Here is a 23,445-nt window from a genome sequence, read left to right as displayed (position 1 = left end):
TTTAGATGAAAGTAAAATACCTGCTAATGCGACAGGAAAATATAGTGAAAACGATATAGTTGTAACCTATGTATACAAAAAAGACTCTCCTGCGCCAACTGTAGGTAAAGTGATAACCAAGTTTGTTGATGAGGCAGGTAACGAAATACATAAACCGGTTGAGCAAACTGGTGTGGTAGGATCTAGTTATACTACTGCAAAATTAGGAATTTCTGGTTATACATTAGATGAAAGTAAATTACCGAATAATAGAGATGGAAAATTTATTCAGGGGGACATCATTGTAACTTATGTTTACAGCATGAACAAACCTCAAGTGAATGATACACCTACTGCAGAACAAGATAAAAATAATTATGGTGATAATAATGATTCTAATAAGCAAAATGATGTAAATGGAACGAATCATGATTTTGCCAAAACTGTTTCAAATAATAAAACTGCTAAAAAGCAAGAAGTAAGTCAAAAGCCAACTGCATTAAAATCTAAAAAAGCAAGTTTGCCTAAGACTGGAGCTAAAGAGCAAAAATATTTACTAGTCTTTGGTACACTTTTATTATTATTTATAGTTTATATTACACTTGATACAAACAAGCATCACGATTATTAGACGTGTAAGTCTTAAAAATAGCTATAAAAAGGTTGAAATAAACTCTCTAGATTTGAGTAAAATCTGTCTAGAGAGTTTTTATATTGAAAAATAGTATTAACTATTTTTTCTTTTTGTCAGTTTTAGGTAGTGGGTGGGCATTAAGTGCATTGTTAGGGATCTTTAAGAAATCTTGCTTACCCATATTGCCGTAACTTTGTCCTGCACTAAAGCGCATTAGTTTGTTAACTTTGATTTTTACTAAGTATTGAAAAGAGTATAGTTTTTTGTTTTTGACTACTAATTTTGCAGTCATACCTTGAATTCTGCTTTTGCAAGCCATAATAAAAGCCCCGAAATTTTTAAATTTCGAGGTTTATAATTAAAGTTTATTGATATTACTTTTTATTTGTATTAATTTTTTTCTTTTCCTAGAAGTTGCTTTTCTAGATTTAACAATAGAAGATCGTAATTGACTTTAGAGAAGTCTGTTACGTCCAACTCATAAAGAGTTCCTAGTGAGAATTTATCATATCCTCTAGTTGTGCAACGATGGATAAATTCTTTATAGTCTAACAAATTGTCTGCATTTTCTCGGCTAATAATACTATCATTCTTGTGATAACTAGTTAGAATATGGCCTAAGTGTCTGGTGTCATCTAAATCTCTCTTTTTTTGTCTAGCAAATAGAACATCTAGATCAGCAATTAGTCGAATCGTAATTACTTGATAGTTAAATTTTCTCGTTAATTGATCTAATTTGTCTCTTTGCTTTTCACTAAAAGGATAGTCAGAAAGTACACTTTTACCCTGTCGAAATTCTTCTTCCATTTCCTGATAATATTCTTTCCAGCTTCTCTGAATAAGCTCTTCTTTTTCATTAAGATTGTTAAATCCATATAAATCCCAATTTTTTTCTTTAATACTATCTGGGGAAAGAAGCTTAATACTTGAAAATTTCTCTATAATTAAATTGGCTAGGTATGATTTTCCAGTACCTGGAAAACCCGCTAACAAAATTAATGATTTTTTCACTAATTTTCATTCCCTTATTTTATATAGTTAATTCTATTTCTAAATAATATTTATCAGCCAAATAGTAGATATTTACATATTCTCTCGGTGAATCATGAATATCAAAAGAAACTCTCTTGATAAGCATAGGACTACTGAATATTATAGGTTTTATCCAAAAAAACTCGTAATGAATCTTCCGAAAAGTTTCTATTCAGCGTTTATGGAAGATACTCTTTCTCAAAATGATTGATTTCAAAGTAGTATGGATTATCGCTCCCATAATGAATTCTTCCTGTTTTAATCCATCCACTCTCCGCCAACAAGGTTGATAGATTGACCAGTCAAATAACTAGATTTGTCACTTATCAAGAACTCCGCGGCATTCAAAACGTCTTTCATATCAACTAAACGGTGCATTGGAATCGTTTCTTTGAAATGATCCATTACTTTTTCTGGATCAATATTACGTTTCTTTGCATATTCATATTTAAGCTTTTCCCACATTTCAGTGTAGACTATTCCCGGACAAATCGAATTCACCCGAATATTCTGATCTGCAAATTCTTTTGCAATTGACTTTGTTAGTCCTTGTACACCAAATTTACTTGCACAGTATACAGTCTGCCATGAACTTGGTTTTTTTCCTGAAAGAGAAGACATATTTACAATTTCTCCACCTCCATGTTCAAGCATGCGTTCAATGGCAACCTGGCAAGTGAGAAAAGTTCCTTTTAAGTTAACATCCAAAGTTAAGTCCCATAATTCTTCACTGCTTTTTAAAAAGGGAACCATTTTAGAAACACCAGCAGAATTCACTAAAGTCGTCAGCGGACCAAATTTGTGTTCAACATCTGCTACAGCTTCTCTTATCTCATCTTTTAATGTGACATTTACCTTATAATATGCTAAGTTGCCCCCAACTTCTTCAACTAATTTTTGACCTTTAGCTTCATCTAAATCAAAAATCGCAACCTTGGCACCTTTAGCAACAAAATCTTTGGCCATTGCGGCTCCCATACCGCTACTTCCACCTGTAATTACAATTACCTTACCGTTCATTTTATTTTGCACACTCCTATTATAAGTATTTATCTATCCCAATTGGCTTATCTTGCGGCATCACCTGAATAAAAACATTTACTTTTTTATCAAGCAATGACTTGAATTGTTTATTTTCTTCTGCACTAGTCGAAATGTTTTTATATAGTACACTTCTATCCTTACGAGTGCCCATACCACCTACATCGACTTCTTCAATCGCAATACCATTATCCACTAAGTAATTCAGTACATCTGGTCCTTTTACTAAGAGAATTGTAGGTTCATCCAATTCTTGGCTGAAAAAGGCAACTCCTTCTTCTTTAGTAAAAATACCAATTGCAATTTCTTCTGGGATTGCCATTTCTAGAACTTCGATCATGTATTGATCATTCGCTGTGCCATCATCCACAATTACTACTTGATTGGCACCCTTGTTCTTTATCCAAGACGTCATTACTTGTCCATGAATCAAGCGATCATCTATTCTTGTTAACACTAAGTTTTTCACGGTGTTTTTTCTCTCCTTTCCCGAATACTTTACTTTGAATTCCAACACAATCTTTTGATATTGCTTTTATAACCAATGAATCTAATGTATCTTCTTCAGTTTTCCCAAGCGATAAGGATAACAGCATTGGCATATTCATTCCTGATATCAAAGCAATTTTGAAGTCTTTTGATAGATAAGCGGCACTTTGAAATGGCGTTCCTCCTGCAATATCAGAAAGAATTAAAAAGCCACTTTCTTGATCACTATATCCTGATAATACCTCAGCCAATTTTTCTCGGTAGCTGTCCGGTGACTCTCCCGGAACTAATGGAACTGCTTTTATTCCATAAGTATCACCAGATATCATCTTTAAGCTACTCAATAAACCTTCACAAAATTCTCCATGACTTATGATAACTATATTAACCATCTATTCACCTCATTCATTTCTATCCAGCAAATCCTAAGATTCCTAGGTAGTAAGACAAAATTCCAACTACAAAAATTGCGATAATGATGTAGACAGTATTAACTTTTTTCTTTAACATCCACCAAACTAATAGTGTTAAGCCCAATGGAATTAATCCTGGTGCCAATGAATTTAGTACATCTTGAATCTTAGTAGTTCCTTTGCCGACGGTAATCGCTAATGGTGTATTCACGGTCACACGTGTTGCTGCCATTGCACCTACCACCATTAATCCAACAATGCTAAATGCGTTGATAATTTTGTCAATAGTCCCATTTTTCAAAATTTTTAGTAATGATGTTTTACCTTGTTTATATCCAGTCATAAACATAAAGTAACCGCAACCAAAAATTAATGATTCAAATACTACGAATGACAAAATCGGTCCTAAGTAATTTCCTTCTAAAGCCAGTGAACAACCAATACCGAATAGAATCGGGAACAGGATTCCTTGCATCACCGTATCACCAATACCAGCCACTGGTCCCATCAATCCAGTACGTACCGCATTGATATCTTTCGCTTTGATATCTTCACCATTTGCTCGTGCTTCTTCCATTGAACATGCAATTCCATTGATGATTGGGCCAATTGTAAAGACTTCTGAGTTGTAGAAAACCATGTATTTTTTTAATTCTTCTGCACGCCTTTTATTTGTATCATATAATTCACGAATGGGTGTGATCATTAAGTTGGTAGCACCTAAAGCCTGTAAACGCTCATAGTTGTAACAAGCTTCTGTACTTGTTGACCATAACCAAGTTTTAACTAATGTGCTCTTTGAAAGCCTTTTCGTATATTCTGGTGCTACAGTGGTAGTATTTCCTCTGTCATCAACAGGGGCTACTTCAACTGCTTCAATTTTCTTATTCACAGATAAACGTTTGACTTTTTTCTTCTTGATTTTTTCTTCTTTATTATTACTGCCCAAATACACTACTAAAGCAATAATTGCTGAGAAAATTGAAATTGCGGTTATCCCAAGACCTGAATAAACAGTTAAGAAGAAACCACCAAAGAACCAAGGAATCAGCTTTTTCTTACCTAGATAATTCAATAACATTGCGATTCCTAGAGCTGGCATGATCCCACCAACGACTTCTAGTGCGTTAATCAGATGCTTCGGCACCATATTAATTAATTGTTGTGCCCAACTACTGCCAGAATAAACTAATAAGAAGGCTGGAATACCATATAAAATAAAGGACATACAAGCGGATGGAACAAAGTTCATTAAACGCACGCCTCGCAGGTTGCCCCGATCGAGTAATTTATCCGCGCGGTGAATCCAAGCAGCATTGACTGTCATGTAGACTTGGTTCAAAAGCAGACCAAGCATACTGAATGGTATGGCAAAAGTTACTGCCATCTTTGGATCTGCACCAGATAAAATTGTCATCGCTGTACCGAATATGCCTGCAACGATCGTATTACTAGGCATTGTACCTCCAGCTGAAATCCATCCTAGATAAATCAACTGAATATTGGCACCAGCCAGCATTCCTAACATTGGATTACCCATAAATAAACCTACTAAAGTTCCAGTGGTTAATGGGTAAACTAAACATTTTGTTACAGGACCAAAGAACCACCATTGGCCCATCGTTGCTAAGATTGCAACCAAAATTGCTGATACTACCATTTTATTTCCTCCCTAATGGTCTTTGCTTAAATAAACCATCACTTTTCCTTTACGTGCATACTTCAACGTACTTAATTCATCACCAATTTCTTCTAGACTTAGTTCCGCACTAATAATTTTCTCAGTATTAATTAGACCACTTTCTAAAAGCTTGACGGCTCTTTCAGAAGTTTGTGGATTTAAATATGAAGTAAAAATACTCAACTCTTTCGTATAAGCTGCAAACTGATTAAATGAAATCGGTTTTTCTGGATCACCTAAACCAAACAGCAGAACCTTACCATTTTTACCAGCGATCCTGATAGCCTGTTCCATTGTTTCTTTCAGTCCAATACATTCCACGACATAATCAATATTTATTTCTTGAGCTATGGTTTCGATTTCTTGATCTGTCACAGCTAAAGTGGCACCAAGTTCTAAGGCTAGTGCTCTCTTTTCTGCTTCTTGCTCAATCACAATGATTTCACTAGCTCCGCTGTATTTGATTAATTGCAGCATCAATGAGCCAATAGATCCCATGCCATATATCACTACTGTTTTACCGCTTTTAATTTGAATAAGATCAAGTCCATGAATAGAACAAGATAATGGCTCAGTAAAAGCTGCAGCTTCTAAATCTAACGAATCAGCTATGTGATAAACATTCCGTTCTGGCGGATATACATACTCGGAAAATCCTTTAACCACACCATGGCGTTCTAGACAGAAATTTGGGAAACCTTGCTGGCACCACGTACATTTTCCACAGCCGTAGCTAGGATCGCAAGCTACGCGATCACCAGGTTTAAAATACTTGCATTCAGGCCCAACTTCTATCACGATACCAGAACATTCATGGCCTAAAATAATTGGCGGAACCACGACACTAGCGCCGTTTTTTCCTTGAAACTTATGGATATCAGTCCCGCAAAGTCCGCACCACGCTACACGGATTTTGACTTCATCATCAATTGCAGATCGTTCGGGGATATCACGTACCTCATAGGTATAGTCCCCAACATAATATCCTGCTTTCATATTTATCCCTCTCACTCACTCAAGTTTTTGAATAAGTTGATTTTACGTGAAACAATCTCTTCGATTTTATCCAAACAAGGAATAACATTGTTGCGATTAGAGATATTTTCTTTATTGGCATCGTAACATTCCTTTGATTTACGGTTCCAGCCAACTAGCAATTCTGTCCCTACATTAAATTTTCGAATACCTAAATCAATTACTTTTTTAACATCATCATCTTTGACACCGGTACCGCCATGAATGACTAAAGGAATGTCAACAGCTTCTTTAATTTGTTTCAATTGATCAAAGCTGATATTCGTTTTCGACTTGTATTGGCCATGATTTGTTCCAATTGCTACCGCCAAAGCATCAATTCCTGTTTCAGCAACAAATTTAACAGCATTTTTCGGATCTGTGTAATATACTTTGTCTTGACTAACTACTATCCCATCTTCTGTGCCGCCAACAGTTCCTAATTCTGCTTCAACACTGACACCATATTTTTTGGCAAAGTTAACCACTTGCTTGGTCTCAAGAATATTTTCTTTAAATGGGAGTGACGAGCCATCAAACATAACTGAGCTGTATCCTGCTCTAATGGCTTTACGAATTTCACCGAAGTCTTTTGCATGGTCTAAATGTAAAACCACATCCACTCCGTATTCTTCAGCCATTGATTTACAAATAGCGACAAAGTTACGATGCCCAACATAATTTGCGGTTCCGCAACTCGTTTGAACAATCACTGGTGTTTTTTGCTTCTCTGCCGCCTTAATAATTGCAGGCAACATTTCAAGGTTGTGAGTATTGAACGCCCCGATAGCCATATTCAACTGATCTGCATCTTTTAAAACTTCTTTTAAAGTTACATACATTAAAAATTCCTCCTAAACATTATCTGAATCTCTAACAAAAGATGGCCATCCTTTTTCTATATTTTTTTCAAATATAAAAATGTTAGAATATACGTACGTTCGATTCGATTTCATCATATAATATCTAAAAGGCAAATGATATACTTCTAAAATGAAAACCCTTACAGCTTTTACGATATTTTATAGAATTATGTAAATTCATTCATGATAGAATAAAATAAAAGGTATTTGGAGGATGCTATGATTATTGATATTAAAAAGGAGAGCTATGAAAGTTTGTCTGCGTCTGAACGCGCAGTTATAGACTTTTTAAATAAGAATGAACGTCTGATTCCTGAGTTATCTATAACAAAAATCGCAGAGAAAACTTATGTTTCTTCTGCGACAGTGTCTCGAACAATTCAGAAATGCGGGTTTTCTGGAATTAATGAACTTCGATATAAAATATCACAACAAAAACAAGAAAAAAGTACCTTTGATGCTCCATATGTTGTCAATAATATTTTGGCGAAATCTTTTAGAGAGTGTACACAGACAATTGATGACATAGATTCAACTGCAATCTATCAAATAATTGAATATATAAAATCTGCTAAACGAATTTTTATTTACGCAAGAGGATTTACTGCATTAATTGCAGATGAATTTCAGATGTACCTTCAATTGTTAGGTTACAATGCGATAATAGTGAAGGATAGTATGTGGATGAAGAATACTGAACAGATAGTCACTTCTGACGATATTATCATTATTCTTTCTATTCGTAATTCAACGCCAGAATTAGCAATATCAGCTCAAAGTGCTAAAAAAGTTGGTGCTAAAGTTGTGACGATTTGCTGTAAAAGTAAGACTAACTTAGAGAAGTATTCTGATATTACAATTATTGGACACTCTGAACAAATTATGGAAGTCAGTGGATTGACAGTTTATTCTAGAATTCCTTTATTAATTATTACTCGCACAATAATAGAATATATTGGCTTATAAAATGATATAAGAAAAAAACCACATTCTTTTCACTTGTTGTGGAAAGAATGTGGTAAAAATATTTACTAGTCTTTGGTACACTTTTGGTATTATTTATAATTTATATTACACTTGATACAAACAAGCATCACGATTATTAGACGTGTAAGTCTTAAAAATAGCTATAAAAAAGGTTGAAATAAACTCTCTAGATTAGAGTGAAATCTATCTAGAGAGTTTTTATATTGAAAAATAATATTAACTATTTTTTCTTCTTGTCAGCTTTAGGTAGTGGGTGGGCATTAAGTGCATTGTTAGGGATCTTTAAGAAGTCTTGCTTACCCATATTGCCATAACTTTGTCCTGCACTAAAGCGCATTAGTTTGTTAACTTTGATTTTTACTAAGTATTGAAAAGAGTATAGTTTCTTGTTTTTGACTACTAATTTTGCAGTCATGCCTTGAATTTTACCCATTTTAACTAATTTATTGTAAATTGTTTTTTGCTTGGGACTTTGTGTATTAGTAGTAAAAATTGGATCAAGCGCATCTTTCATTGTGTGCTGATCCTTGATTTTGGCATTTAAGGTATAAGTATGACCTTTGCGGGTCATTTTATAAGCTTTAGTAAGAACGGCAGGTGGATCCATCAACATCGCGTTATTAGTGAATGAGTCGAGTAGATCAGCATAAGAATGACCTGTCAGTTTGTTAAAATCGGCTTTGTACCACTTACTCTGCCCGTTAATATAAACGTGATTGGCACTATCCACCCATTCTTGTGAGGACTGGGTTTTACCCTTAGATTGTGTTTCGTAATTAAGCTGAAAAACAGTTGGGTTGCCACCGAAAAGAGCGGTAGTAGCAACCACCTGCTTAGATGTATCCGTGCCTAAAGTCACTGTTTGCTTAGCTTGTCCGCTCTTAAATGATTTCTGTGAACATTTGATTACTTGGCTTTTAGTTAGAATTGGTTCGCTTTGTTTTTTCGGCTTGGAACAACCACTCACAACTAGCGCTGCAGCAATACTCAAGCCTAAAATTAGTTTTTTAAATTTCATAGTGAGTTAGATTATCTCTTTTCTTATAATCATTATTATAACTATTGTATCGTAAAATATAAATTTAAAAAATGATTTTTAGTCCTAAACCCTATGAAAACAAAATGTAAATGTGTAAAATAATAAGTGAAACATTTAATTTGCAAAGGAGATATTTCATGTCAAAATTAGTTTTGATCCGTCACGGACAAAGTGAATGGAACCTTGAAAATAAATTTACTGGTTGGATTGATGTAGATTTATCAGAAAAAGGCGTTGAAGAAGCAAAGAATGCAGGTAAGTTAATTAAAGAACACGGTCTTAAATTTGACCAAGCCTATACTTCAGTTTTGACTCGTGCTATTAAGACTTTACACTATGCTTTGGCAGAAAGCGACCAACTTTGGGTTCCCGAAACTAAGAGCTGGAGATTAAACGAACGTCATTACGGTGGTTTACAAGGTTTAAATAAGAAGGCTACTGCCGATAAGTACGGTGATGAACAAGTTCACATTTGGCGTCGTTCATACGATGTTTTGCCACCAAAGATTGAGGATGACTCAAAATACAGCCAAGTTCATGATCGTCGTTACGCCGATCTTGACCCACACATTATTCCACGGACTGAGAACTTAAAAGTTTGTTTGGAAAGAGTTATGCCATTTTGGGAAGACCACATTGCTCCAGACTTATTAGCTGGTAAGAATGTCATTATTGCCGCTCATGGTAACTCACTTCGTGCCTTGACTAAATACATCGAAAACATTTCTGACGCTGATATTATGAACTTGGAAATGAAGACTGGTGAACCAGTAGTTTACACCTTTGATGAAAAGTTGAATGTCACTAACAAAGAAAAGTTAGACGACTAATTTAGAACCTAAAAATAAAATTCCTAACCGTGTTGGTTAGGAATTTTTTAGTATCTGCGACTTATTTGTCACTTGTGATTAAATCGTCAAGTTGCCGCCCATCTTGTTCAGTATATTCTCGTAATTTTAAATCATTTTTATCAGTCTGATGGCATGTATGCTTCCATGTTTTACTTGATTTATATCAGTCTAGCTTTCACATATTTTTGAAACATGAAAGTGATGTTAATTAAAGAATCGCAAATTAGGTAAAAATAAAAATTCATCAATATATCAGCCGAATTAATAACTCGTTTTATAAACACAAGATTCTTTTTGAAAAGCCTTGCAATAGTTATATAATTAGTTCAAATATAGTTATGAGCAGGATTATAAAATGAATTTTACACAATTACATTGTTTTGTTGAAGCGGTGGATAACTCAAGTTTTACTATTGCTGCAGAGGCTCTGAATTTCACTCAGCCAGCTGTTTCAAAAAATATTAAGGATCTAGAAAACGAGCTTGAGGTGACATTAATTGTTCGTGAGCATCATCGAATTTCGCTGACAGATGCGGGCAGATATTTTTATAAAGTAGCCCGTAATGTGGTGAGTGACATGGATTATGCCAAGGATTATCTTAGAAGCAATAAAAGTAAAATTGGAAACTCTTTAAGAATAGGAGTTTGTAATATTCCGTTAGAAGAAGAATTAATGCCAATTGTTTTGCATGAATTGCATAAAATTGACAAAAGCCTGGATATACGCTTTAGTGATGTATTAAATTATTCAATTTCTGAAATTTTAAATCATCATGTCGACATTTGTCTTGTTTCGCGTGATAGTGTAGAGGCAATTAAGAATATTAGTTTTGAGCCCTTAATTGAGGGACATTTTGTTGTGATGTGTCCTTCAAATTCTATACTAAGTAAAAAAGAAAAAGTTACTTTAAAAGATTTACAACAACAAACTATATTCTTATTTAATCCGACAAATTCGTTAAGCTTTCAAACTCAAAATGAATTAATTGCAAATATGAATGTGAAGCATATAAGGTTTGTCAGTGATTTCTTTAAAATGGGCATATATGTTAAAGCTAATTGGGGATATGGTATCTTACCCAATTTTATTGCAGATTATAATGCAAAAGAAGTTAAATATTTACCACTTGAGTGTCGCAAAATACCGCCTTATGGCATTGCTTATATGAAGTCCGCTGTCAGAGATATTGATATTGACAAAGTAATTCAGGTTTTTAAAAGTGCGATAAAAAGGACTGCTTAATTTCATAAATAGTTTTAAGAATTAAAAGGAGCTCGTTAATCTGTTTGCAAGAGATTGACAAGCTTTTTTGCTGCTAAAATACAAAATATTTCAAGCATTCCAGTTTGTTATTTTACATTTTAATGTGCTTGCCTAAATACCAAATTAACATGCTACTTTAAGAGTGTGCACAAAATATAACTAAAGAAAGAGTTGGTAAAAATGGAAAGCAATTATGACGTAATTATAGCGGGAGCAAGCAATTCTGGTGGAATGGCTGCTTGTGCTGCGGCTGAAAAGGGTGCAAAAGTTTTGTTAATTGATAAAATGGGTGATTCAAAATATTTGTATCGCTCATCAATTGCGGCAGTAGACAGTAATGCACAAAAAAAGGCAGGTATAAAAATAGACAAGGCAAAATTGATTAATTTTTTAACTTTATTTGCTCAGTCTAATGTTGATCAGCGCCTTTTATGGAAATGGGTTAATAATAGTGCTGAAACTGTAAATTGGCTTGAAGATAATATTTTAAAACCTAATGGTGGTCACATTATGGCTCAACCGGATGCAGGTTATGAAACTCTTATCAATACTGCTTTTCCAGTCGAAAATGTGATTGCAAATGCGGATGATACTGATTGGGCTCACTATGGTTCTTGGGTAATTAATAAAGCTCAAGAATTAGGAGTGACTTTACAATATAATACCAAGTTGGAAGATTTGATTACTGATGATGAAGGCAAAGTTATAGGCATTGTTGCCAGTGATCGTCAAAGCGGACAAAAAACGAAATATTATGCAAATAAAGGCGTTATTATCTGTACTGGCGGATATGGCGGAAACAAGAGTCTGATGGCGAAATGGAATCCATTTGGTCTAAAAAAGAATGTTTATTCTGATGGCCCGCGTGATGATGGGTCAGGTATTCTGGCTGGTCTTAGAGTTGGAGCAGCTCGTGATGAAGAACCAGCAGAAACCATTTTCGATCGGGGCGGTGTCAAAGTAGGTACAAATGCAGAAGATCACTATGTAGTGGATTATCGCGGGTTTGGCTACTTTTGGCTCGGATCATACCCGTTTTTAAAGGTTAACTTACAAGGGGAAAGATTCGGAAATGAAAGTGAACCATATCAGTTTGACATCAATAGTGCAGCAAAACAACCTGGATATTTAGAAGCTGTTATTTGGAATGAAGAAATAATGAATCATTTGGATCAGTTTCATACATTAGGCTGTTCAAGACTAAATTGGCCAGGAATATATGATACAGAGGGTGCTAAAGCTGAAGTTCAGAGGCGACTTGATGATGGGACAGCACAAAAAGCAGATAGTATTGAAAAATTGGCCGCTAAACTGCAATTACCGGAAAAGAACTTAGTCAGAAGTGTTGAACGCTACAATCAGCTATGCCAAAACAAAGAAGATAGCGATTTTGGTAAAGAACCGTATCGAATGTTTCCAATTGAAAAGGGTCCATACTATGGCATAATTTTGGGCGGTCGCTTGTTAGCTACTCTTGATGGATTACGGATTAACACTAACATGCAAGTTATTGATAAAAAGGGTAATGCAATTCCTCATTTATATGCGGCAGGTAATGCCAGTGGTGGCTTTTTCTGGGGTAGTTATCCTGATCGTGTCCCAGGTCTTGCATGCAGCAGGGCTCAAACTTTTGGGCGTTTAGCCGGTAAAAACGCTGCTGATAATTAATTTGCTTTTAGAAGGAGAAAGTAAATATGGAAGAAAAACAAATGCCTCGTCTTTCAAGTTACCGTTGGGTTATTCTAGCAATAGTATGCTTAATGGACGTGGCTAGTAACTATATTCAATTTCAGGTTTCTGTACTAGCAACCCAAATTATGCCTGCTTTACACATTTCAACTGCTCAATTTTCAAGTTTGCTAATGGCTCCCATGTTGGTGGCTGTAGTTTTAAGTTTACCAGCAGGATCTTTGGCAGATAGATTTGGTGCTAAAAAAGTTGTAACTGTAGGATGCATTATTTCAATTATTGGTGCCTATGGTCGTTTAATAGCAACTAATTTTGCTATGATGATGGTTATGCTGTTGTTGTTTGGCGTTTATATGTCAATTTTAAGTACCAATACAATTAAAATTTTTGGTATTTGGTTTAAACAAGATACTAATTTAGCAATGGGCATGTTCTTTGCTTCAGCCAGCATTGGAATTATTCTTTCACAACTGACGGGACCGTTATTCTCTAGTGTTAAGGCAGCTTATATGTTCTCCTCAACACTGCTACTTGTTTTGTCAATTTGTTGGGTGCTGTTTATTAAAGACGCCCCTAAAGGAGAAAAAGTTCCTCCTTCAGAACCAGTGACAAAATATATCAATATTGCTGTTAAAAGTAAAAAGACTTGGTTAGTTGCGATTGCCGGTGGTATTGGTCAAGCTGCTTCAATGTCATTTACAGGGATTTTGCCACAAGCTTTAATTAATGGCAAAGCAATGACACCAGCCGGAGCTAATGCAATTGCATCTGCTGCGGAAATTGGTAGTCTGATTGGGGCAATGTTAGGGCCTGCAATTATTGGTAAGATGAAAAAAGCTAAGCCAATAATGGTGGTCTTTGTGACCATTTCGGCATTAGCGATGTTCATGGTCGCATACTTATCTGGTAGTGGTCTTTTAGTTATAGACTTAGTACTTGGTGGATTGTTTGGTGCTTCAGCTGGCCCAATTTTGCAGTCAATGATTATTTCATTTCCCGAAATAGGACCTAAATATGCTGGTAGCGCTGGTGGTATTGTTGGTATGACATCTACTTTACTATCATATATTTTACCAGTTGTGATTTCTTCAATTGCCGGACAAAATTATGCCTTAACATTTATGATTCAAGCTGCTTTGTCCTTCACAATAGCATTTTTTGTTTTAGCATTGCCAGATGCTAACCGTGCAAAAAGAAAATAAATAAGTAAATTAAATAAACTAAAGCGTGAAAAACCTCGTTTTTCACGCTTTTAGTTTGCTTTAGTTTTTAATCTGGTTCGTTAATATTTAAAATAGCATCGAAGACGCTTTGGGGCAGCTTAATATCACTTTTTACAGCTTGTCTTTTGTTTAGACTTTGTCTCCGCAAAAGTTGTTGTTTCTTTGAAATACTTCTTTTTTCGCCATTAACTGCCGCATTCTTGCGCAAAGGCGGCACGTCGACTCTTGCGATTGACTTATTTTCCACCATTGCTTGCACAGGCATCGGATATAGGCGCCGCGGTACAGTGTATTTCAGTTTTTTAACTAATTTGTGAGCAATCAAATCTGCTTTTTGGCGGGGCACAATAATATCTAGAGCATCAACAGCGGCGTAGTTAATTTGAATTTGAATTTTGACTACATCCACAAGTTCATAATCCAGAAATTCAGTATCAAGAGTCGCAAAACCATGAGTAATTGATTTTAAACTATTGAAAAAGTCATAGGCAATTTCGGAAACCGGCAGTTTATATGTTAATGTGACTAAATCTTGTTGATTATCTAAATTAACCATTTCCCCAAAATGCTGGTCACACAATTTCATGACTGCACCCAAATAGTCATTGGGCGTAGTAATTACCGCTTTAACGTAAGATTCTGTGACGTAGTCAATTTCGGAAAAATCAGGGAATTTAGCCGGATTGGTAATTGTGACGTATTCTTGCTTTGGCTCAGGCTGCTTGAGATAAACATGGTAGGTGGCGTTGGGAGCAGTTGTCAACACTTCCACGTGATATTCATCACGCAAACGTTCTTGGATAATTTGCAAGTGAAAAATGCCTAAGAAACCACAACGAAAGCCGGCATCGAGGGCTTCGGATTGTTCTGGCGTGTAATGAAAAGCTGAATCGTTAAGTGCCAACTTACTGATAGCCTGCTTTAACGCCTCATAGCTGGTTTTTCCTTTAGGATAAAGACCAGCATAGACCATTGATTGCGCGGGCTTGAAGTGTGGAATCGCATTTTTAGTCGGATTGTCTGCAGCAGTTAGGGTATCGCCCACCTGGACGCTGGCGACATCTTTAATTCCTGTCACCACGTAACCAACTTCTCCAGCATTCAGGGCTTTCACTGACTGCATGTTTGGTGTGAAAATTCCTATTGCTTGTGCGTTAAATATACTGCCGCCTTGCATTAACTGTAGCTTTTGCTGGTTTTGCAGCTGACCGTCAATTAGTCTGACATCCGCAATAATTCCCTGATAAGAATCATACTGCGAGTCAAAAATTAACGCCTTAAGAGGTTCATCTGGGTTTCCTTGAGGAGCCGGAATTTTTTGGTAAATTGCTTCTAAGACTTGGTGAACGTTTTCGCCGGTTTTAGCAGAAATTTTTAAAATAGCCACATCAGCAAATTCGGGGCGCAGTGCACGTATTTGAGCTTCTGTTGCCGCTACGTCAGCAGCTGCGTTATCAATCTTATTAATAACCGGAATGATAGTCAGATTATGCTTTAAAGCTAAACGTAAATTAGCTACCGTTTGTGCTTGTACGCCCTGGGTTGCATCAACTAATAAAATAGCACCGTCGCTGGCAGCCAGACTTTTAGAAACTTCGTAAGAAAAATCAACGTGTCCCGGAGTATCGATTAAATTGTATTCGTATTCCTGACCATTGTCTGCTTGATAAAAATTGCGGACAGATCTTGATTTAACGGTTACTCCGTGCGCTTGTTCTACTTCCATGCTGTCGAGCAGCTGGTCGCTTAATTGTCTTTTGCTGACAGTATCAGTTTGTTCCATAATTCTGTCGGCTAACGTTGATTTACCGTGATCAATATGGGCAATTATGGCAAAATTTCTAATATTAGCAAGTTTCATTCTATTTAGCTCCTCCCAGTTTTTGTGCTAATCCTTGTAAATAAAATAGCATTAATTGATTGGCTTCTTGTTCAAGGTCGATTTGAAAACCTTTAAAGTCGACGGGCAATTGATCGTGGTGAAATTCATCCAAGTTCATCATATTCATTAAGCCGCTAATGATGGCACTTTGAATAATGAAAAGGTGACTGGCCTGCTTATCGTCTAAAATATTAATGCGCTTAGCAATGGCTTGCCCCAATTGATGATTTACCTGATATAATTTTTGGCGACCGAGTAAAGTTTGTTCTTTGTCAGCGGCTGTTTCTAAAATTGGACCTCGCAAAGCGTTAAGACGTAAGAGATCAGGTCTTTTACTAATTAACAAATGATTTTGCTCTAGTAAAAAAGAAGAAAATGCTGACCAAGTAGTAATATTTTCGGCTGCTTGAAAACGAAGCAGAACGTCTTTTAGATAGTCTTGGTACCCAGAAAGCAGCAGGTACATGAAGATGCTTTCTTTAGTTTTGAAATAATTAAACAGCGTTCCTTTGGCTACGCCGGATTCGCGGGCAATGCGGGCCATAGATATTTTGTTAAAATCATTTTTTTGAAATAATTTGCTGGCAGCCGCCGCAATCAGTTGTTTTTTAGCTTCTTTTTCTTGGGGAGATAAGACATACATAATTATTTTATACTCCTTTTATTCAACAATGACCAACGGTCATTTTACAAATAATTAAAAATTTTTGCAAGAAAAAACCACCTCAAGAGAAGGTGGTTTTACATATAATTTAATTATTAATATATTTCTTTAATTGTTGTCCTTTAAAGCCAGCACTTAAACCTACTAAAAGCTTAATTCTAGCCTTTTGCCCATTTAGTCCGCGGCAGAAAATGATGCCCATTTTAGCTAAACTGACGCCGCCGCCTTGATAATCATAAACTGGTTCTGCGATACCATTAAAACAGCGTGAAACTAGGACTAGGGGAATATTGCTATCAAGCAGTTTTTGCAATTCCGGCAGTGTTTGCGGGGGCATGTTGCCGGCTCCTAAAGCTTCAATCACAATTCCATTAGTAGATGGTTTATTTAAAGCTTGAAAAATTTCTGGTCCCATGCCGGCGTACGCTTTAACCAAATAGACATTTGAAACTACATGGTCAATTGGCAAATGCTGCTGTGGATTAATAGTTTGGACATAATTAACGTGTCCTTCCGAAACAATTCCGATCGGACCAAATGTAGCTGTCCTAAAGGTAGCGACATTGGTAGTATGGGTCTTGGTCACATAGCGGGCAGGATGAATCTCATCGTTCATGACGACCACCACCCCTTTACCAATAGAAGCATCTGAACTGGCAACCATTATTGCAGTTTTGAAATTATACAGGCCGTCACTACCGATTTCGTTTGAAGAACGCATCGCTCCCGTAACTACCACAGGCATTTTGCTGGAGATGGTTAAATCTAAAAATAATGCTGTTTCTTCTAAAGTATCGGTGCCGTGGGTAACAACAGCACCGAAAAAGCCTTCTGCTTCAGCTTGGCGTATCCGTAAAGAAATCTGCAACATACGCTCCGGAGTGATATGTGGTGAAGGTAGGTTAAAAATTTCCTCAGTAACTAATTGGACATCATCGTTAATGTTTAAAGATAGATCAGTCAGAGGGTTTTGGCTGTTAGGCTTAATTTTCCCTGTTTCGTCCTCTGACATTGAGATGGTGCCACCTGTGTGTAAAATTAAAATCTTTTTACTCATATTAGTTTACTCCTGTTTTTTATTTGATTGTTCTTCTAAAGGTTAGCATAATTTGCAGGGTGCAGATACCCTTAAAGGCTTTCGGTTTTGGAACAAAAAAACAGCTGGTTAAAAAGACCAGCTGTCTTAACTTAAAAACTTTAATCCGTAAAGACTTCTTGTGCTAAACCAAACGCAGACCATGCTTTGGGCCAACCGCAATAAAAAGCAAGGTGGGTAATTAATTCAACCATTTCATCTTTAGTAATGCCGTTTTTCTTGCCGATAATCATATGTGACTTGAGCTGGGGAAAAGCCCCTTGTGCCATTAAGGCAGCACAAGTAATTAAACTACGGTCACGTGCAGATAGTTTGTCTTCTCTTGACCAAACTTCACCAAATAAAACATCGTCATTTAATTCCGCAAATTTAGGAGCAAAATCACATAAATTATCTCTGCCGGCAGTTTGTTTCTTCATTTTTAATCCTCCAATTTCTGATATTCTTCATCTGTTACTGGTTCAAGCCACTTGGGAGTTCCAGCAGTAATGGCAATATGTGCAAACCAGCTGTCTTTGGTTGCGCCATGCCAATGTTTAACACTGTCATGAACTACCACTACATCACCAGGGCGCAATTTATGTGGTGCTTTGCCTTCTTCTTGATACCAGCCCGTACCAGCTGTTGCTAACAAAATCTGAAAGCCGCCAATATGCTGGTGCCAATTGTTGCGACAACCGGGTTCAAAACTGACATTTGAGACACTCACGTTAATAGAGGGCTCGCTGACAAGGCTTTGCAGATAACTCTGACCAATAAAATATTTTTGATAAGCGGTATTTTTGTCACCCAAGTTAAAAATGCCATTTTGCACATCACTTTGATGGTCGTTCATTTTTTACACTCCTTTTTATGATTTATTATTGTTACTTTAATCCTTAATGTGCAGTTTAAGTCAAGTGCTTTACCGTTTAAAAATAGCAATATATGAATTTTATTAATAATTAGGAATTGTTTTTTGACTGCCGTATTTTATAGGAAAACAATGTGATAAAATTAACTTATTAAATGAAAGCGATTTATATTAAGGAGACTATCATGATTTATCATAAAAATTTTGCATGGGATGCTACTTATGATGTTGTTGTATTAGGATTTGGTGGTGCTGGTGCCACTGCTGCCCGGTTTGCAGCAGATAATAACGCTAAGGTCTTGCTGGTAGATTCTGCTCCAGAAGGACATGAAGGTGGTAATACTCGTTATTCCGCTCAATTAATTGGTACTGGAAGTGACTTTAATGAATTGAAAAAGTATTATCAGAAACTAACCGCCCCAATGGAACTTGATGAAGATATGATTGATACCTATGTTCAAGGGATGGTTAATACTCCGCAATATGTTTCCCAGTACTTAGGTGTCAAACCAAATAGTGCTAAGGAATATGCACCAGATAAAAGTTATGCTTTTAGGGAATTTCCCGAATTTGAGGGTTCGGAATCCTATGATTTCACCACTGTCACTAAGAATTGGTTTGACGCTTCTTTATGGCAAATTTTGAAAGAGCAGGTAGTTAAGCGGCAAGACCAAATTGATGTTTTATATGGCACACCTGCTCAAGAACTAATTCAAGATCCGGAAACTAAAAAGATTTACGGCGTAGTGATTAAGCGTGACGGTAAGCTGCTCAAAGTTCAGGCTAAAAATGGTGTTGTCATGACTACAGGTGGTTTTGAAAATAACCAAAGAATGATTGAAGATTTTATTGGCGCCAAAAGACTGGCACCTTTAGGTACCCTTTATAACAAAGGTGATGGTCTGAGAATGGCCCAGGAAGTTGGCGCCGACTTTTGGCATTTGCACAACTTTGAGTCTTTGGGGCTACTTCATGGTATGGCTTTTGCAGTACCGAAAGGACAGCGTGGTCGTCTAATGCTGGGAGCACAAAATGAAGCTGTTTCTAGCGGTAGTGCCTTTGTTGTAGGTGATGACGGTACCAGATACTTTAATGAAGCAGAAGAAAACCGCCACGGCCATATCAAGAATCATGGTCAGTGGAAAGTGCCGCTAAATCAAGAGCACCCATACTTGATTTTTGATGAAACTAAAAAGCATGAATTAGATAGCGATAAAATTATTGGCGATTACAAACCATACACAGAAAATGTTATCAAAGCTGACACTGCTGCCGAATTAGCCGATAAAATTGGTGTTGAACCGGCAGTATTGTCTGACACCCTCAATCGTTTCAATCAAGCATGTCAAAAGCAAGATGATCCCGAATTTAGAAGGGATCCAGCAACTTTACGTGCATTTACTGGTAACACAATTTATGCTGTCAGACTAGAACAAACTATGCTCAATACGCAAGGGGGACCTAGAAGAAATAAGAATGCCGAAATTTTGGATACCAGAGGAAAAGCCATCCCTAACCTTTATTCTGCTGGTGAACTTGGCGGTATCTGTGCTAACCAATATCAAGGCGGCAATAACTTGGCAGAATGTTTGATTTGGGGCAAGATTGCCGGAGAAAATGCGGCTAAACCCAAAGTTGATGAAATAACTGATGCAGCAAGTGGTGCGACTATGCCTGAAAAGCATTTAACCTCCGACCTTAAGCATGAAACCTATGAAGCAGGGAAAAACCAGTACATTGGTAAATCTACTAAAGGTATGGGTGATGAAATAGTTGTGCGGGTAACCGTTGATGAGCAAAAGAATTTAAAGAATATTGAAGTTTTGAAACAAGCTGAATCAGACGACTATGGGTTGAAAGCTATCAAGGCTTTGCCTGCAAAAATGGTACAGGCAAATACCGTTGATGTTGATGCAGTCAGTGGTGCTTCAAGCTCGTCTCGTGGTCTCAAAGACGCTGTTAGAGATGCCTTAAGTAAAATTGCTAAGTAGATTATTGTTAATAAAAAGGGTCATTTTAATTAAATGGCTCTTTTGTATACGCCAAAACAAAATATATAGATTTAAAATGCTATTTTTATATTACCTGTTTTTTAGTATAATATACATAGTAACAATTACTACTTTTGGTGAGGTAATAAAATGAATTTTACTCAATTACGCTGTTTTATCAAGGCAATAGATAATTCCAGTTTTACTATTGCAGCTGAGCGCTTAAATTTTTCCCAGTCTGCAGTTTCTAAAAATATTAAGGACCTTGAGAATACTATCGGTGTCACTTTAATTAACCGTGCGCATCATCGTATTTCGTTAACCAGTGCCGGTAAACACTTCTATCATGTTGCACGCAATGTTGTGGATGATATGGATTATACGGTTGCTTATTTGCAGAGCCAGAAAAATGATCCTGAGACTCTTTTACGGATAGGTGTTTGTGATACACCTTTGGAACAAAAAATTTTGCCAATCTTTTTAAGAAAATTGAGAGAGTCTGGTAGTAACCTTAATGTGCAGTTTATTTTTGTACTTAACAATTCTATCGGAGAACTGCTTAATCATCATGTAGACTTGTGCGCTATTGCCCGGGACGATGTTAATGTAGTAGCTGACGTAAAGTTTAAACCGCTGATTAAAGGGCAGTTTGTGCTAGCTTGCCCTAAAGGTTCGCCGCTAGCTGAAAAAAGGTTAATATCTTTAAAAGATCTCAAAGATACCAATATCTTTTTATTGGACCCCAATAGCTCCTTAAATGTCCAGATGAGGTATCAGGACATTCTGATTAATAATATGGGAATGGATCACATTAAATTTGTGCAAGATTTTTTAGCAATGGATATTTATGTTAAAGCAGGTTGGGGTTACGGCGTATTACCTAATTTCATAGTCGATGGCAGTGCTAAAGACGTTAAATACGTTCCAATTGACTATCATGATATTTCACCTTATGGCATTGCTTATATGGAGTCATTTACCAATGAATCAGTGTTAAAAAAGGTTGTTAGCATTTTAAGAGAAACAATCAAAGAGTTTGCTCCAGATAAAAATTAATTTTATCAATTAAAATTATTGTTATTTAAAAATACTTGCAGTAAAGGCGACTTTGCTAATATTGCAAGTATTTTTTTGCTGCATATTTATATTGAAGATATTGTTATGTATTCCATTTGGTTATCCTCAATTCTTAAATGCGTGCAGAGATTTGCCCGTTTCATAGTATTATGAAAGCGGTTAAAGGTTTTATTTAAAAGTGAGGGATAAAAATGGAAAATACGTATGATGTAATTATCGCTGGTGCCAGCAACTCCGGTGGTATGGCAGCATGTGCAGCGGCAGAAAAGGGAGCTAAAGTCCTGTTAATTGATAAACAGGGTAGTTCACAATTTCTGTACCGGTCTTTCTTTGCGGCTCTTGATAGTAATGCGCAAAGAAGGGCTGGAATAAAGGTTGATAAAGCTAAATTAATGAACTTCTTGACCTTATTTTTCCAAGATAATGTCGATGAGCGTCTGCTTTGGACTTGGGCAAACCACGCAGATGAAACAGCTAACTGGCTGGAAGACAATATCTTGAAACCAAATGGTGGTGTCTTAAAACCACAAAAGGATGCTCACTATGAAACGGTTGTTAATACCGCTTTTAATACTGAACTTGCAATTGCTACACCTGATAATGGCTGGGCTCATTATGGTGACTGGGTAATTGATAAGGTTAAAGAACTAGGGGTTACCCTGAAATACAACACTAAACTTGAAGAACTGGTCACAGATGATAGTGGTGCAGTGACCGGTGTGATTACCAGTGATCGCTCTAGTGGTGAAAAAACAGAATATAAAGCTAACAAGGGTGTCATTATTTGCACTGGTGGCTACGGTGGCAACGTTGAGCTAATGAAGAAATGGGATCCGCTCGGCTACAAGAAGAATGTTTATTCAGATGGTCCGCGTGATGATGGTTCCGGTATTCTGGCAGGACTTAAAGTGGGGGCTGCCCGTGACGAAGAACCAGCTGAAATCATTTTTGACCGTGGTGCTGTTCCGGTTGGCACCAATGCTGAAGAACATTATCAAATTGACTTTAAGGGTCCCGGCTATTTCTGGATGGGTGCCTACCCAATGCTTAAAGTTAACTTAAATGGTGAACGTTTTGGTAACGAGAGTGTACCTTATCAATTTGATATTAACGCTATGGCTAAACAGCCTGGCTATTTGGAAGCACAAATTTGGTCAGAAGATACTATGGATCACTTGGCACAATTTAGGACTCAAGGTTGCTCTCGTTTGGGCTGGCCTGGTATTTACAATACTGAACAAAACAAGGCTGAAATTCAACGCAGAATTGATGATGGCATGGTGCAAAAAGCAGATACCATTGAAGAATTAGCTGAAAAACTGAATTTGCCAAAAGATAATTTAGTTAACAGTGTTAAACGTTATAACGAAATGTGTGCCACAGGTGTTGATACTGATTTCGGTAAAGAAAAGTTCAGATTGTTCCCAGTTGATAAGCCGCCATATTACGGTGTCATTATGGGCGGACGACTTCTGGCAACGCTTGATGGGTTACGCATTAATCCTAAGATGGAAGTCATTGACAAGAAGGGTCAGCCAATTCCTCATTTGTATGCGGCTGGTAACGCCAGTGGCGGATTCTTCTGGGGTAGTTACCCAGATCGTGTTCCAGGTCTCACTTGCAGTCACGCGCAAACATTTGGTCGTTTAGCGGGACAAAACGCTGCTGAAAATTAGTTTTTAT

General features: G+C 36.7%; 23 protein-coding genes. 9 read left to right on the top strand and 14 right to left on the bottom strand.

The window, feature by feature from the left end; translation table 11 throughout:
* On the top strand, positions 1-610 hold a 610-nt coding region (locus tag H3T47_RS04225; RefSeq protein ID WP_199282657.1), incomplete at its 5' end, for a MucBP domain-containing protein.
* Between the two features lie 100 nt (positions 611-710).
* Here the strand turns inward: H3T47_RS04225 and H3T47_RS04220 are convergent.
* From H3T47_RS04220 to H3T47_RS04185, 8 genes are all read right to left on the bottom strand, one after another.
* Positions 711-932: a hypothetical protein gene (locus H3T47_RS04220; RefSeq protein ID WP_199282656.1), complete on the bottom strand. Its 222-nt coding sequence runs from the start codon at positions 930-932 to the stop codon at positions 711-713.
* Positions 933-1,003: 71 nt separating this feature from the next.
* Positions 1,004-1,624, bottom strand: a complete 621-nt coding sequence (locus H3T47_RS04215; protein WP_199282655.1) for an AAA family ATPase — start codon at positions 1,622-1,624, stop codon at positions 1,004-1,006.
* Between the two features lie 279 nt (positions 1,625-1,903).
* Positions 1,904-2,665: an SDR family NAD(P)-dependent oxidoreductase gene (locus H3T47_RS04210; protein ID WP_046327654.1), complete on the bottom strand. Its 762-nt coding sequence runs from the start codon at positions 2,663-2,665 to the stop codon at positions 1,904-1,906.
* Positions 2,666-2,684: 19 nt separating this feature from the next.
* Complete coding sequence (locus H3T47_RS04205) at positions 2,685-3,155, bottom strand: PTS sugar transporter subunit IIB (RefSeq protein ID WP_046327653.1); 471 nt, start codon at positions 3,153-3,155, stop codon at positions 2,685-2,687.
* Positions 3,124-3,567, bottom strand: a complete 444-nt coding sequence (locus H3T47_RS04200; RefSeq protein WP_199282654.1) for a PTS sugar transporter subunit IIA — start codon at positions 3,565-3,567, stop codon at positions 3,124-3,126. Before H3T47_RS04200 ends, H3T47_RS04205 begins: the two co-directional genes overlap by 32 nt.
* Before the next feature lie 19 nt (positions 3,568-3,586).
* On the bottom strand, positions 3,587-5,248 hold the full coding sequence (locus H3T47_RS04195; protein ID WP_199282653.1) for a PTS system mannose/fructose/sorbose family transporter subunit IID: 1,662 nt from the start codon (positions 5,246-5,248) through the stop codon (positions 3,587-3,589).
* Positions 5,249-5,260: 12 nt separating this feature from the next.
* Positions 5,261-6,265 carry a zinc-dependent alcohol dehydrogenase family protein gene (locus H3T47_RS04190; RefSeq protein WP_199282662.1) on the bottom strand — a complete coding sequence of 335 codons (1,005 nt, stop codon included), beginning with the start codon at positions 6,263-6,265 and terminating at the stop codon, positions 5,261-5,263.
* An 11-nt stretch (positions 6,266-6,276) separates the two neighbouring features.
* Positions 6,277-7,125: a class II fructose-bisphosphate aldolase gene (locus H3T47_RS04185; RefSeq protein WP_046327649.1), complete on the bottom strand. Its 849-nt coding sequence runs from the start codon at positions 7,123-7,125 to the stop codon at positions 6,277-6,279.
* Positions 7,126-7,365: 240 nt separating this feature from the next.
* Here H3T47_RS04185 and H3T47_RS04180 point away from each other — a divergent pair, with 240 nt between their 5' ends.
* Positions 7,366-8,112: a MurR/RpiR family transcriptional regulator gene (locus tag H3T47_RS04180; protein WP_046327648.1), complete on the top strand. Its 747-nt coding sequence runs from the start codon at positions 7,366-7,368 to the stop codon at positions 8,110-8,112.
* Positions 8,113-8,353: 241 nt separating this feature from the next.
* Here the strand turns inward: H3T47_RS04180 and H3T47_RS04175 are convergent, their stop codons facing one another.
* Complete coding sequence (locus H3T47_RS04175; protein ID WP_199282652.1) at positions 8,354-9,151, bottom strand: hypothetical protein; 798 nt, start codon at positions 9,149-9,151, stop codon at positions 8,354-8,356.
* A gap of 158 nt (positions 9,152-9,309) precedes the next feature.
* Between H3T47_RS04175 and H3T47_RS04170 the strand changes: the two genes are divergently transcribed.
* The 4 genes from H3T47_RS04170 (at position 9,310) to H3T47_RS04155 (ending at position 14,178) form a co-directional block, all read left to right on the top strand.
* Positions 9,310-10,002, top strand: coding sequence for a 2,3-diphosphoglycerate-dependent phosphoglycerate mutase (locus tag H3T47_RS04170; RefSeq protein WP_046327646.1), 693 nt, complete (start codon positions 9,310-9,312; stop codon positions 10,000-10,002).
* A gap of 376 nt (positions 10,003-10,378) precedes the next feature.
* The gene (locus tag H3T47_RS04165) at positions 10,379-11,266 is read left to right on the top strand and encodes a LysR family transcriptional regulator (RefSeq protein ID WP_199282651.1); all 888 of its coding nucleotides are present in this window, start codon (positions 10,379-10,381) and stop codon (positions 11,264-11,266) included.
* 201 nt (positions 11,267-11,467) lie between these two features.
* Positions 11,468-12,955 (top strand): FAD-binding protein, encoded by a 1,488-nt coding sequence (locus H3T47_RS04160; protein WP_199282650.1) that lies wholly within the window; start codon positions 11,468-11,470, stop codon positions 12,953-12,955.
* A 26-nt stretch (positions 12,956-12,981) separates the two neighbouring features.
* On the top strand, positions 12,982-14,178 hold the full coding sequence (locus tag H3T47_RS04155; RefSeq protein ID WP_199282649.1) for a nitrate/nitrite transporter: 1,197 nt from the start codon (positions 12,982-12,984) through the stop codon (positions 14,176-14,178).
* 67 nt (positions 14,179-14,245) lie between these two features.
* Here H3T47_RS04155 and lepA read toward each other — a convergent pair whose 3' ends face one another.
* The 5 genes from lepA to H3T47_RS04130 form a co-directional block, all read right to left on the bottom strand.
* Complete coding sequence (gene lepA / locus H3T47_RS04150) at positions 14,246-16,060, bottom strand: translation elongation factor 4 (RefSeq protein WP_199282648.1); 1,815 nt, start codon at positions 16,058-16,060, stop codon at positions 14,246-14,248.
* A gap of 1 nt (position 16,061) precedes the next feature.
* Entirely contained in the window at positions 16,062-16,724 is a 663-nt protein-coding gene (locus H3T47_RS04145; RefSeq protein ID WP_233335832.1) for a TetR/AcrR family transcriptional regulator, read from the bottom strand.
* A 109-nt stretch (positions 16,725-16,833) separates the two neighbouring features.
* Positions 16,834-17,802 (bottom strand): asparaginase, encoded by a 969-nt coding sequence (locus H3T47_RS04140; RefSeq protein WP_199282647.1) that lies wholly within the window; start codon positions 17,800-17,802, stop codon positions 16,834-16,836.
* A gap of 140 nt (positions 17,803-17,942) precedes the next feature.
* Entirely contained in the window at positions 17,943-18,260 is a 318-nt protein-coding gene (locus tag H3T47_RS04135; protein ID WP_199282646.1) for a carboxymuconolactone decarboxylase family protein, read from the bottom strand.
* A gap of 2 nt (positions 18,261-18,262) precedes the next feature.
* Entirely contained in the window at positions 18,263-18,676 is a 414-nt protein-coding gene (locus H3T47_RS04130; protein WP_199282645.1) for a cupin domain-containing protein, read from the bottom strand.
* 203 nt (positions 18,677-18,879) lie between these two features.
* On the opposite strand from H3T47_RS04130, the gene H3T47_RS04125 reads away from it, so the two are divergent.
* The 3 genes from H3T47_RS04125 to H3T47_RS04115 all read left to right on the top strand — a co-directional run bounded on the left by H3T47_RS04125 (position 18,880) and on the right by H3T47_RS04115 (position 23,438).
* The gene (locus H3T47_RS04125; RefSeq protein ID WP_199282644.1) at positions 18,880-20,685 is read left to right on the top strand and encodes an FAD-binding protein; all 1,806 of its coding nucleotides are present in this window, start codon (positions 18,880-18,882) and stop codon (positions 20,683-20,685) included.
* 150 nt (positions 20,686-20,835) lie between these two features.
* Positions 20,836-21,741: a LysR family transcriptional regulator gene (locus tag H3T47_RS04120; protein ID WP_199282643.1), complete on the top strand. Its 906-nt coding sequence runs from the start codon at positions 20,836-20,838 to the stop codon at positions 21,739-21,741.
* 212 nt (positions 21,742-21,953) lie between these two features.
* The gene (locus tag H3T47_RS04115) at positions 21,954-23,438 is read left to right on the top strand and encodes an FAD-dependent oxidoreductase (RefSeq protein ID WP_199282642.1); all 1,485 of its coding nucleotides are present in this window, start codon (positions 21,954-21,956) and stop codon (positions 23,436-23,438) included.
* The last annotated feature ends 7 nt before the right edge of the window (positions 23,439-23,445 follow it).

This window comes from Lactobacillus sp. W8093 (assembly GCF_016100925.1).
GTDB classification, from domain to species: Bacteria; Bacillota; Bacilli; order Lactobacillales; family Lactobacillaceae; genus Lactobacillus; species Lactobacillus helsingborgensis.
This window is presented reverse-complemented; position numbering and strand designations above follow the sequence as displayed.